This is a genomic window from Paramesorhizobium salinisoli, assembly GCF_003335045.1.
Taxonomy (GTDB): domain Bacteria; phylum Pseudomonadota; class Alphaproteobacteria; order Rhizobiales; family Rhizobiaceae; genus Paramesorhizobium; species Paramesorhizobium salinisoli.
In genome coordinates, this window is record NZ_QOZG01000002.1 from 568,633 (window position 1) to 581,036 (window position 12,404).

10 protein-coding genes are annotated in these 12,404 nt (G+C 61.3%); 1 reads left to right on the plus strand and 9 read right to left on the minus strand.

What is annotated here, in order from left to right; all coding sequences use genetic code 11:
- Positions 1-54 precede the first annotated feature (54 nt).
- From pnp to rimP, 8 genes are all read right to left on the minus strand, one after another.
- Positions 55-2,205 (minus strand): polyribonucleotide nucleotidyltransferase, encoded by a 2,151-nt coding sequence (gene pnp, locus DUT91_RS06260; RefSeq protein ID WP_114439482.1) that lies wholly within the window; start codon positions 2,203-2,205, stop codon positions 55-57.
- Between the two features lie 302 nt (positions 2,206-2,507).
- Complete coding sequence (gene rpsO, locus DUT91_RS06265; protein ID WP_114439678.1) at positions 2,508-2,777, minus strand: 30S ribosomal protein S15; 270 nt, start codon at positions 2,775-2,777, stop codon at positions 2,508-2,510.
- 167 nt (positions 2,778-2,944) lie between these two features.
- The gene (gene truB / locus DUT91_RS06270) at positions 2,945-3,925 is read right to left on the minus strand and encodes a tRNA pseudouridine(55) synthase TruB (RefSeq protein WP_114439483.1); all 981 of its coding nucleotides are present in this window, start codon (positions 3,923-3,925) and stop codon (positions 2,945-2,947) included.
- Positions 3,926-3,927: 2 nt separating this feature from the next.
- Complete coding sequence (gene rbfA, locus DUT91_RS06275; RefSeq protein ID WP_114439484.1) at positions 3,928-4,395, minus strand: 30S ribosome-binding factor RbfA; 468 nt, start codon at positions 4,393-4,395, stop codon at positions 3,928-3,930.
- Positions 4,396-4,521: 126 nt separating this feature from the next.
- On the minus strand, positions 4,522-7,155 hold the full coding sequence (infB, locus tag DUT91_RS06280; RefSeq protein ID WP_114439485.1) for a translation initiation factor IF-2: 2,634 nt from the start codon (positions 7,153-7,155) through the stop codon (positions 4,522-4,524).
- On the minus strand, positions 7,152-7,793 hold the full coding sequence (locus DUT91_RS06285) for an RNA-binding protein (protein WP_114439486.1): 642 nt from the start codon (positions 7,791-7,793) through the stop codon (positions 7,152-7,154). The genes infB and DUT91_RS06285 overlap by 4 nt, the downstream gene beginning before the upstream one ends.
- 100 nt (positions 7,794-7,893) lie before the next feature.
- On the minus strand, positions 7,894-9,510 hold the full coding sequence (gene nusA, locus DUT91_RS06290; protein WP_114439679.1) for a transcription termination factor NusA: 1,617 nt from the start codon (positions 9,508-9,510) through the stop codon (positions 7,894-7,896).
- Between the two features lie 64 nt (positions 9,511-9,574).
- Positions 9,575-10,273, minus strand: a complete 699-nt coding sequence (gene rimP, locus DUT91_RS06295) for a ribosome maturation factor RimP (RefSeq protein WP_114439487.1) — start codon at positions 10,271-10,273, stop codon at positions 9,575-9,577.
- A 330-nt stretch (positions 10,274-10,603) separates the two neighbouring features.
- Between rimP and DUT91_RS26125 the strand changes: the two genes are divergently transcribed.
- Positions 10,604-10,768 carry a hypothetical protein gene (locus DUT91_RS26125; protein WP_200834908.1) on the plus strand — a complete coding sequence of 55 codons (165 nt, stop codon included), beginning with the start codon at positions 10,604-10,606 and terminating at the stop codon, positions 10,766-10,768.
- A gap of 91 nt (positions 10,769-10,859) precedes the next feature.
- Here DUT91_RS26125 and DUT91_RS06300 read toward each other — a convergent pair whose 3' ends face one another.
- Complete coding sequence (locus DUT91_RS06300; protein ID WP_114439488.1) at positions 10,860-12,377, minus strand: tripartite tricarboxylate transporter permease; 1,518 nt, start codon at positions 12,375-12,377, stop codon at positions 10,860-10,862.
- Between the last annotated feature and the right edge of the window lie 27 nt (positions 12,378-12,404).

A 12,404-nucleotide genomic window follows, 5' to 3' on the forward strand; every position in this document is an offset into this window, starting at 1 on the left:
GACAAATAAAAAAGCGCGCCGGAAGGCGCGCCTTTTCTTGTTCGGGAGAAGAGATCAATCGAAATCGGCTTCGGCGCCTTCAGACTTCTTCTTTTCCTGAATTTCCTTGCCGGTCTCCTGGTCGACGGCCTTCATCGACAGGCGGACCTTGCCGCGTTCATCGAAGCCCATCAGCTTGACCCAAACCTTCTGGCCTTCCTTGACCACGTCGGAGGTCTTGGCGACACGCTCGGATGCGAGCTGCGAGATATGGACCAAGCCGTCGCGCGGACCGAAGAAATTGACGAAAGCGCCAAAGTCGGCGGTCTTGACGACCGTGCCTTCGTATACCTGACCGATTTCCGGCTCGGCTACGATGGAATGAATCCACTTACGCGCCGCCTCGATCTCCTTGGCGTTCGACGAAGCGATCTTGACCGTGCCGTCGTCCTCGATATTGATCTTGGCGCCGGTCTTTTCGACGATCTCGCGGATGATCTTGCCGCCGGAACCGATCACGTCACGGATCTTGTCGGTCGGAATGTTCATCACTTCGATGCGCGGGGCAAACTCGCCAAGTTCGGCACGCGCGCCGCTCAGAGCCCGCGACATTTCTTCGAGGATGTGAATGCGGCCACCCTTGGCCTGGCTCAAGGCAACCTGCATGATCTCTTCGGTGATGCCAGCGATCTTGATATCCATTTGCAGCGCAGTGATGCCGTTTTCGGTTCCCGCAACCTTGAAGTCCATGTCACCGAGATGATCCTCGTCGCCGAGAATGTCGGAGAGTACAGCGAACCGCTCATCTTCCTTGATGAGGCCCATGGCGATGCCGGCCACCGGACGCACCAGCGGAACGCCGGCATCCATCAGCGCCAGCGAGGTGCCGCAGACAGTCGCCATCGAGGATGAGCCATTCGACTCGGTGATCTCGGAGACGGCGCGGATCGTGTAGGGGAACTGGTCCTTGGGGGGCAGCATCGGACGAATGGAGCGCCAGGCGAGCTTGCCATGGCCGATCTCGCGGCGGCCGGGCGAACCCATTCGGCCGGTCTCACCGACGGAGTAAGGCGGGAAGTTGTAATGCAGAAGGAAGGTTTCCTTGTACATGCCGGTCAGCGCATCGACATACTGCTCGTCCTCGCCGGTGCCGAGCGTGGCGACAACGATCGCCTGCGTCTCGCCGCGGGTGAAGAGGGCGGAGCCGTGGGTGCGCGGCAGGATGCCGACTTCCGAGACGATCGGCCGAACGGTCTTCAGATCGCGGCCGTCGATGCGGTTGCCGGTGTCCAGAATGTTCCAGCGCACGATCTTGGCCTGAAGCGTCTTGAACACGGTCGCGATCTGCTCAGGAGCGAATTCCGTCGTCTCTGCGCCTTCCGGCAGGAAATGCGCCTTGACCTTCGCCTTGGCGGCATCGACGGCGGCATAGCGCGCCTGCTTGTCGGTGATTTTGTAGGCCTCGCGCAGATCGCCCTCGATGAATTTCAGCATCGCGGTTTCGACGGCGGAGAGATCTTCAGCATGGAAATCGCGCGGCTCCTTGGCAGCCACTTCGGCAAGCTGGATGATCGCGTCGATGACCGGCTGGAAACCCTTCTGGCCAAACACAACGGCGCCGAGCATGACGTCTTCGGAGAGTTCCTGCGCTTCCGATTCCACCATCAGAACGGCTTCCGAGGTGCCGGCGACGATGAGATCCAGCTTGGATTCCGGCATTTCGTCGATATTCGGGTTCAGCACATACTGGCCGTTGATGTAACCGACGCGTGCGCCGCCGATCGGACCCATGAAGGGTACGCCGGAAAGCGTCAGCGCTGCGGAAGCGGCAATCATCGACAGAACGTCGGGATTGTTCTCCAGATCATGCTGCAGGACCGTGATAACGATCTGCGTGTCGTTCTTGTAGCCATCGGCAAAGAGCGGACGGATCGGACGATCGATCAGGCGGGAGACCAGGGTCTCATTCTCGCTCGGGCGGCCCTCGCGCTTGAAATAGCCGCCGGGGATCTTGCCGGCCGCGTAAGTCTTTTCCTGGTAGTTGACGGTGAGCGGAAAGAAATCCTGGCCGGGCTTCGGCTCCTTGGCGGAGACGACGGTGGCGAGAACCACCGATTCTCCATAGGTGGCAACCACGGCGCCGTCAGCCTGACGGGCGATCTTGCCTGTTTCGAGAATGAGCGGACGACCGCCCCATTCGATTTCGACTTTATGGGTATTGAACATTTTTAGTCCTTGGCATTGGGGAAAGCCGCGCATTCATGCGCTTCGCTTTCCCTGCTTCGTTATCGGACAGGCCATGGGCAAGACAGCAGAAAGCTTGAGGGTGAATGGATGTCGGCTCATCCGGCAAGCTGCCTGCAATCCTGCCCCATGACAGGTCCACGGCGTGCTTCCGTCATGGACGGAGGCGTTTCAGAGCAGTTCCGGTTTTAGCGAAAGGTGCTCTTATTTTCGTCTTCACAATCCGGGATCATCAGCCCGGATGAAAAATCGGCGGGCGTTATGACGCCCGCCGACAAAAATGCTTAGCGGCGCAGGCCCAGCTTGCCGATCAGCGTCTGGTAGCGGCTTTCGTCCACGCCCTTGAGATAATCAAGGAGACGGCGGCGCTGCGAGACGAGCTTCAGAAGACCGCGACGCGAATGGTTGTCTTTCTTGTGGTCTTTGAAGTGCTCGGTCAAATTGGAGATACGCTCCGAGAGAACGGCAACCTGGACTTCCGGAGAGCCGGTGTCGCCTGCCTTCGTGGCATATTCCTGAATGACGGTCTGTTTGCGTTCAGCAGTAATCGACATCGCAAATCCTTTCTTACTGAGAGGAGAAAAGTCGCCCACGGCCGGGATGTCGTCCAGCGGGGGCCGGTTCAATACGAGAGGTAAAAACCCATCGATGCGGCGCATATAGTCCAAAAGGCGAGATAACACCAGTTATTTCTATTTCGGCCCGGAGCGGCGCATGCACATTACCCGGCCGTAAAGACGCGTTTCGGCTTGAACTGGCCCTGTTCGACATAGCCAATGGCGAGGAGCCGGCCGCGAACCGTGGCGCAAGCCTCCTCCGCCTCGACAGGCGCATCACGCCCGCGCAGGATAACCGGATTGCCCATGCGGATGCGATGGGCCTGGTCGTCGGAAAGCGCTACCTGCGGCAGGCTATCGAGCGCCGCGCCGGTATCGATGACGAGCGCGTCAATATCGCTGAAATCGCGCACGGGCAGAATGATTTCCTCGCCATCCTCCTCCGCTGTCTCCTTCACGGGGAGCGGCGGCCAGGCTGCCTCCAGTTCTTCAAGGGTGACAAAATCCTCCTGCGTGAAGGGCGCGACTTCGACGCGACGCAGATCTGCGATATGGCCGAAGCAGCCGAGATCGCGGCCCATGTCGCGAGCGAGCGACCGCACATAGGTGCCCTTGCCGCATTCGACCTCGAAAATCGCATGCGCGTCGTCCGGAATTTCCACCAGATCGAGCCTGCTGATTTCGACCTCGCGCGCCGGAATATCGATGCTTTCGCCCTCGCGCGCCAGATCATAGGCCCGTTCGCCGCCGATCTTGATGGCGGAAAACTGCGGGGGGACCTGCTGGATGACGCCGGTATAACGCGGCAACAATGCCAGGATGTCTTCCTGAGCCGGGCGCTTCTCAGAGGTTTGCGTTACGCCGCCTTCGAGATCGTCAGTGGCGCGCTCCTGTCCCCAGGCGACCGTGAAGCGGTAGATCTTCGCGCCGTCCATGACATAGGGCACCGTCTTGGTCGCCTCGCCCAGCGCAATCGGCAGCATGCCGGAAGCGAGCGGATCGAGCGTTCCCGCATGTCCCGCCTTCTCGGCATTGAACAGCCATTTGATCTTGGAGACCGCTTCGGTCGAGCCCATGCCTTTCGGCTTGTCGAAGATCACCCAGCCGGAGATCGGCCGGCCTTTTTTCTTGCCGCGTCGTGCCATGATTATTCGTTCCCGCCGTCACCTGCATCCGAACCCGGCGCGCCATCGGCATCGCCATCCTCCCCGTCGTCGTCATCCCGGGGATTGGGCAGGTCGCGAGCGACTTCCGGTGAGCGCAGCAGGGCATCGATCCTGGAGAAGTTGTCGAAGCTGGTATCGATCCGGAAACGGAACTGCGGCATGTATTTCATCTGTCGCAATCCCGAAGCGACACGTCCACGAATGAATTTCGCGTGCGTGCTCAAAGCCTCGATGATGGCGTCGCCATCGGTGGCTCCGATCGGGGCGATGAAACAGGTGGCGATCTTGAGATCCGGCGACATACGGACTTCGGAGACCGAGAGAACGCTTGTTTCCAGAACAGGGTCGGTAATATCGCCGCGCTGAAGCACATCGCTCAAGACATGGCGGACCTGCTCGCCGACGCGAAGCTGGCGCTGCGAGAGGCCGGAGGAAGAAGAACGAGGCATTGTTATAATCCTGGGAAATCGCGCCCGCCGGGATCAGACCGGCAAGCGCGTCCGTCATGTCACTGCCCGTCTGAACCATGATCGCATCGCTGACGCGATCATGCCATATCAGGCGGTCGATTGCCGCTAGAGCGTGCGTGTCACATGCTCGACGCGGAAGGCCTCAATGGTGTCGCCCGCGCGCACATCATCGTAATTCTCGAAGGCCATGCCACATTCCTGGCCGCCCGGCACTTCGGAGACTTCGTCCTTGAAGCGCTTGAGCGTCTTGAGCTTGCCTTCATGGATGACGACGTTGTCACGGATGAGGCGAACGCCCGCGCCGCGCTCCATCTTGCCTTCGGTGACGCGGCAGCCGGCGACCTTGCCGACCTTGGTAATGTTGAAGACCTCGAGGATCTCCGCATTGCCGAGGAACGTCTCGCGGCGTTCCGGCGGCAGAAGGCCCGACATCGCCGCTTTCACATCGTCCACCAGATCGTAGATGATGTTGTAGTAGCGGATTTCAGTGCCCTGCTGCTCGGCCGCGGTGCGCGCCTGGGGATTGGCACGGACGTTGAAGCCGATGATCGCCGCGCCGGAGGCTTCCGCCAGCGACACGTCGCTCTCGATAATGCCGCCTGCACCCGAATGCACGATGCGCGCGCGCACCTCGTCGGTGCCGAGCTTGTCCAGCGCGCCGACGATGGCCTCGACCGAGCCCTGCACATCGCCCTTGATGACCAGCGGGAATTCCTTCACGCCGCTCACCTGCAACTGGTTCATCATCTGCTCGAGCGAGCCGCGGGAACCGGCCTGCTTTGCGACGGCCTTGTCGCGGGCCAGACGCTGACGATATTCAGAAATCTCGCGAGCACGGGCTTCGCTTTCGACGACAGCGAGACGATCGCCCGCCTGCGGTGGTCCCTGGAGGCCGAGAACCTCGACCGGCATCGCCGGGCCGGCTTCCTTGACGTTCTCGCCACGGTCGTTGATGAGGGCGCGGACGCGACCCCATTCACTACCCGCGACGATGATGTCGCTCAGCTTGAGCGTGCCCTTCTGGACCAGAACGGTGGCAACCGAACCACGGCCGCGGTCGAGCTTCGCCTCGATGACGACGCCTTCGGCGGTACGCTCCGGATCGGCTTTCAAGTCGAGGATTTCGGCCTGAAGCAGGATCGCTTCCAGAAGCTTGTCGAGACCGGCGCCCGTCTTGGCGGAGACTTCCACATCAAGCGTCTCGCCGCCCATCGATTCAACGAAGACGTCGTGCTGCAGGAGCCCTGTGCGCACCTTCTGCGGATCGGCTTCATGCTTGTCGATCTTGTTGATGGCGACGATGATCGGGACCCCCGCCGCCTTGGCGTGATTGATCGATTCAATCGTCTGCGGCATGACGCTGTCATCCGCCGCCACGACGAGGATGGCGATATCGGTTGCCTGCGCGCCACGAGCACGCATCGCCGTGAACGCGGCGTGGCCTGGCGTATCGATGAAGGTGATCTTCTGACCGTTCTTCTCGACCTGATAGGCGCCGATATGCTGGGTGATGCCGCCCGCCTCGCCAGAGACGACGTTGGCATTACGGATGGCGTCCAGCAGCGAGGTCTTGCCATGATCGACATGGCCCATGATGGTGACGACAGGCGGGCGTGAGATGAAAGCCGTGGTGTCATCCTGAACGTTGAAGATGCCTTCCTCGACGTCGGATTCGGCAACACGCCTGACGGTATGGCCGAACTCCTCCGCGAGCAGCTGCGCCATATCCGCATCGATGATGTCACCGGGCTTCATCATCTGGCCCTGCTTCATCAGGTACTTGATGACATCGACCGAACGCTCGGCCATGCGCTGCGCCAGTTCCTGGATGGTGATCGTCTCGGGCAGGATGACCTCGCGCGAGATCTTCTCGCGGCTCTCCTGCATCATTGCGCGCTTGGCTTTTTCCTGACGGCGGCGCATCGCAGACAGCGAACGACCGCGAGCGGCGTCGTCGTCGAGAGCGCTGGTCAATGTCAGCTTGCCACGGCGGCGGTCGTCCTCGGTCTTGACGACCTTGGGCGTACGCACTTCCGGCTTGGCAGGTGCGCCGGCGCCACGGCGCACGCCGGCGGCTCCGCGACGTTCTTCTTCCTCATCAGCGACCAGAGGCCCCTTGCGCACCGGCGCAGAAGCCGGCGTGAGCGGAGTAGCGGCCGGTGTCGCGGCCTGATCGGGCGCGCGCTTGCGTGCCTCTTCCTCGGCACGCTGCTTGGCGGCCGCCTCGGCTTTCAGACGAGCCTCTTCCTCGGCCTGACGATGCGCGGATTCCTCGCGCTCCTTGGCACGGCGGGCATCTTCTTCGGCTCGACGCTTGGCCTCTTCGGCAGCACGCACGCGTTCTTCGGCATCGCGCACCTGCGCGCCTTCAAGCGCACGGCGGCGGGCTTCGATCTCCGAACGCGACAGCGTGTTCAACACCATGCCGGAACGGTCGGCAGGCGTCGGGCGCGGCGGCGGCGGGGTCTCGGTGCGCGGCTTGGCCTGCGGCGCCACATGCGGCTTGCTCACGGGCTGGGCCGCCACCGGGGGCGCAGCCGGCGCAGGCGCAGCAACCTCGGGCTTTTCGTCCGGGCGCGAGAACTTGCGCTTCTTCGTTTCAACGACAACGGACTTCGTGCGCCCGTGGCTGAAATTCTGCCGAACGGTGCTCTGCTCGACGCCGGGCCGCTTCAGGGTCAACGTCTTCTTCGTATTGACGCTCAGCGTCTTGTCGTCGGTCGATTTGCTATCGCTCATTCCGTTTCCGTTTCCTTCGCGGCATCTACCGCATATCTATCCGAATTCGTTGCGCTTCCGCCGCGAAAATCATGCAGCAGGCGCGCCCGCGTGACGAACCCGGTTGCCGCCCTTCCTTCAAGCACGGCAGCATGTATCACATTTCCGCCCCCGAATGCCAAATCCATTTCGTCTCCTGTAAAAAGAGACAGGGCGGGGATATCACGTCCCCCCGCATATACAAGCGCGCGGCGGGCCTGGTCGAGCTTTCTGACACCGTCGGCGGCGGCCCCTATGATATGGAGGACCATGATCGCCTTGCCGTTGCGTATGGCGATATCGACCTTGGCCGACCCTGTCACCACAACGCCCGACTTGCGTGCCAGCGCCAGACTGCCCAGCGCGGACTTGGCCAGAAGCCGATCCACCAGATCGCCCAGATCATCGGGCGCGGTCACGCTCTCCTTGAGCGCGCGGGGGAACAGCTTGCGGCGCACCGCTTCATCCACATGGCGACGCTCGGCCTTGACCCAGCAGCCGCGGCCGGGAAGGTTGTGCTTGATATCCGGGACCACCGTCCCATCAGGTGCAGCCACGAACCGGATCAGGTTTTCGGCGGGACCGCTTTCGCGCGTAACGATACAGGTCCTGTCGTTCATATCCGGTTCCACGCAGCACTCCCGCTCTTAGCACAACCCGCGCCAGTACCATTTTCCATTCGATTGGCGCCCCAGCATGGCTTGGGCGCCGAAGACGGCTTTATTCGGCAGCCGGCTCGCCTTCCAGTTCTTCCGTGTCCTCGACCTCTTCGCCGCCCTTCGCCAGATCCTCTTCGGTGATCCAGCCGCATTTCAGACGGGCTGCGAGAACCATTTGCTCGGCATCGACGCGGGAGACATCGAATGACGACAGCACGCCGGGATGGCTGACAGTCTCGCCGTCCTTGCGCTCGCGCCATCCGGTCAGTTCGTCCACGGCGTAGCCTGCGAAATCCTCGACGGTCTTGACGCCGTCCTCGCCTAGAGCCACCAGGATGGCCGTGGTCATTCCGGGCAGTTCGCGCAGATCGTCCTCAACGCCGAGTTCCTTGCGGCGTGCATCGCGCTCGCCCTCGATGCGATCGAGATATTCCTTGGCGCGCTCCTGGATTTCGCTTGCCGTATCATCGTCGAAACCGTCGATGGATGCAATCTCGTCGGACTCGACGAAGGCAATTTCCTCGACCGAGGCAAAGCCTTCGGAGGCCAGAACCTGACCGACCATCTCATCGACATTGAGCGCATCCATGAAGAGGTTCGAGCGCTCGACGAATTCCTTCTGGCGGCGCTCGGATTCTTCCTGCTCCGTCAGAATGTCGATATCCCAGCCGGTGAGCTGCGAGGCGAGGCGAACATTCTGTCCGCGACGGCCGATCGCAAGAGATAGTTGGTCATCGGGGACGACAACTTCAATACGTTCGGCGTCCTCATCGAGCACAACCTTGGCCACTTCGGCGGGCTGAAGGGCATTGACGATGAAGGAAGCCGCGTCGGGCGACCACGGAATGATGTCGATCTTCTCGCCCTGCAGTTCGGCCACAACAGCCTGAACGCGCGAGCCGCGCATGCCGACGCAGGCGCCGACCGGGTCGATGGAAGCGTCGCGCGAAATGACGGCGATCTTGGCGCGGGAGCCCGGATCGCGGGCAACCGACTTGATCTCGATGATGCCATCATAGATTTCAGGCACTTCCATGGTGAACAGCTTCGCCATGAACTGCGGATGGGTACGCGACAGGAAAATCTGCGGGCCGCGCTGCTCGCGGCGCACGTCGTAGACATAAGCGCGGATACGGTCGCCATAGCGGAAGGTCTCGCGCGGAATCAGTTCGTCGCGGCGCACGATCGCTTCGCCGCGCCCGAGATCGACGATGACATTGCCATATTCGACGCGCTTGACGGAACCATTGATGATCTCGCCGACGCGATCGCGATATTCGTCATACTGGCGGTCGCGCTCGGCTTCACGCACCTTCTGCACGATGACCTGCTTGGCTGACTGGGCGGCGATACGCCCGAAATCCATCGGCGGCAACTGGTCGGCGATGAAATCGCCAATCTGCGCATCTGGATTGCGCTCGCGGGCCACGTCGAGCGATACCTGTGTGGCATAATCCTCGACCGTCTCCACGACTTCAAGGAGACGCTGCAGCTTGATCTCGCCGGTCTTGGCGTTGATGTCGGCGCGAATGTTGGTTTCCTGGCCGTAGCGTGAACGCGCCGCCTTCTGGATGGCGTCGGCCATCGCCGCGATGACGATCTCGCGGTCGATCGACTTCTCGCGGGCGACCGCATCTGCGATCTGCAGAAGCTCTAGCCTGTTTGCACTGACTGCCATAATTCTCTCCTTGGTGTCGCGCCGGCGCTTGCTTCCATTGCCAGGCACATGAAGATCGGTAAGATCAATTCTTGTCTGCGTCGCCTTCAGCACCGCTCGCATCCAGGCCGTTTTCATCAGCATCCGCTTCCGGCAGGCCCAACTCGTCATCGGCTATGCGGCCCTCGCGCAGCGCCTTGTCCTTGCGGAGCGCGTCGCGGATCAGGTCATCGGTCAGTATCAGCCGCGCATCGGCAAGCAGATCGAACGGGATTTGCACGACGGGATCATCGCCATAGCTCGCCTGGTCACTCTCGAGCGTCACGTTTTCCTCGGTGACCGCCGCGATACGGCCACGGAATTTCTTGCGGCCGCTATGGATGAGCGAGGTTTCGACCTTGGCGATATGGCCCTGCCAGTTGGCGAAATCCGACTTACGGACCAATGGCCGGTCGATGCCCGGCGACGAGACTTCCAGATGATACTTACGGTCAATCGGATCCTCGACATCGAGAACCGGCGATACGGTGCGGCTGACGAGTTCGCAATCCTCGACCGTCATCGTTCCGTCGAAGCGCTCGGCCATGATCTGCAATGTCAGACCATTGAGGCCGGAAAGCCTGACCCGCACCAGGCGAAAACCCAGCGCCTCAAGCACCGGCTCAATGATACCGGCTACGCGCGCATCAACGCCCGTTTCGCGGATAATCCGTTCATCATTGACGGGCGCTCCATTCTCCTGGAGGCCATTGTCTTCGTGAAGCTCTACAGCCTTTTCCGTCACGCGGACCCATTCCCTTTTTGCATAACAGACCGTCAGGTAACAAAAAAGAGCGGGACCGGTGGGACCCACTCTTGTTCTAACGACCAAGAATTTGATGTTTATATACCCGACCGGGCAGAGTTTTTCAAGGGCGGACGGGAAGAACATGGTCCATCGAGAAGATACCGGACTTAACTGGAATTCGAGCCATCACTGATTAAGAATTCATGAATAAGCCAATGCGCGCCGTGCATAGCTGCCCTGCCATATGAGACCTGCTCCTTTCAAGGCAACAAGCCTATCTATGTTGCATCGCACCATACCAATGAAATGGGCGAAAAGGACTGGATTATGACACTCAAGCACATGCCTTCCCGGATCAGCAGCTTTCTTACCGTTTTCGGCAGCTCGATAGCCGCGGCTTCAGCGACCCGCGAGGGGCGCCAACCACATGCGCGCGATCTCATCGTGCTTGGCATCGAACCTTCGCAGTTCCGCAAGATCCGGCAAAGCTGATCTTTGACTGATCTGGGCTGATGACTGATCTGGGCTGATCAATTTATGGACATGGCTCGTCCGGCCGCATGGCCGGATAGCTTGGCGAGAATCAATCCTCGTCGCTTGCCAATTGCGCAAGCAATTTACCTTTGCCGCGTGCGCGCATGACCAGCGGCACGATCACTGCCGCGGCGGCAAGCAACAGCAGAACAATCGCAATCGGTGAATGCACCAGAACAGTCGGATCGCCCTGGCTGATCGACAGGGCGCGACGCAATTGCTGTTCCGCCATTGGTCCGAGGATCAGCCCCACGACCACAGGCGCGATGGGATAGCCGAAGCGACGCAGGAAATACCCCATCAAACCGAACACGAGCAGCATTCCCAATTCGAATGTCGAGGGATTGGCGCCTATGGTGCCGAGTGTCGCGAAAACGACGATGCCGGCATAGAGCCAGTGGCGCGGGATCGATAGCAATTTCACCCAGAGACCGATCAGCGGCAGGTTCAAAACCAGCAGCATCAGATTGGCGACGAGCAGGCTGGCGATCAGGCCCCAGACCAGTTGCGGGCTGTTGGCGAAAAGGAGCGGCCCCGGCTGCAGGCCGAACTGCTGAAAACCCGCCAGCATGATCGCTGCAGTCGCCGTAGTCGGCAGGCCGAGGGTCAGGAGCGGCACCAGCGTTCCGGCAGCTGAGGCATTGTTGGCGGCTTCCGGGCCGGCGACGCCTTCAATGGCGCCATTGCCGAATTCCTCGGGCTTCCTGGCGAGCTGCTTTTCGACGGAATAGGACAGGAAGGTGCCGATCTCCGCACCGCCGGCCGGCATCGCGCCGATGGGGAAACCGATCGCCGTACCGCGCAACCAGGGCTTCCACGAGCGCGACCAATCCTCCCGGCTCATCCACACCGATCCCTTGACCGGCTCGATCTCTTCCTTGCCGGTGTTGCGCGACGCCGCGACGCTGAGCGTTTCGCCGATGGCGAAAAGCGCCACGGCAAGCGTCGTCACCTCGACGCCATCGAGCAGATCGGGAATGCCGAAGGCAAGCCGCGCCTGGCCAGTCTGGAGATCTATCCCGATTAGGCCAAGCGTCAGGCCGAGAAGCAGCGCTGTCAGCCCGCGCAGCGTGGAATCGCCGAATGCGGCGGAAACCGTCATGAACGCCAGGACCATCAGCGCGAAATATTCCGCGGGTCCAAAGGACAAGGCGAAGCTGACGACCCAGGGCGCCAACAGGGCCAGACCCATGGTGGCGAGCAATCCGGCGACGAAGGACCCGATGGCCGCAGTCGCCAGCGCGGGGCCACCGCGCCCGGCGCGCGCCATCTTGTTGCCCTCCAGCGCCGTGACGATGGACGCACTTTCGCCCGGCGTATTGAGGAGAATCGACGTGGTCGATCCGCCATACATCCCGCCATAATAGATACCGGCGAACATGATCAGCGATCCAGCGGCATCGAGCTTGTAGGTGACGGGTAGAAGCAGGGCGACCGTCAGCGCCGGGCCGATGCCGGGCAAGACGCCGACCGCAGTGCCGAGCGTGACGCCGATCAGCGCATAGAAGAGGTTCATCGGTTCGAGGGCGACGAGAAAGCCCTGCGCCAGAAGAGCGAATGTATCCATGCGGCTGCCGTTTCCTCAGAGTTGCTC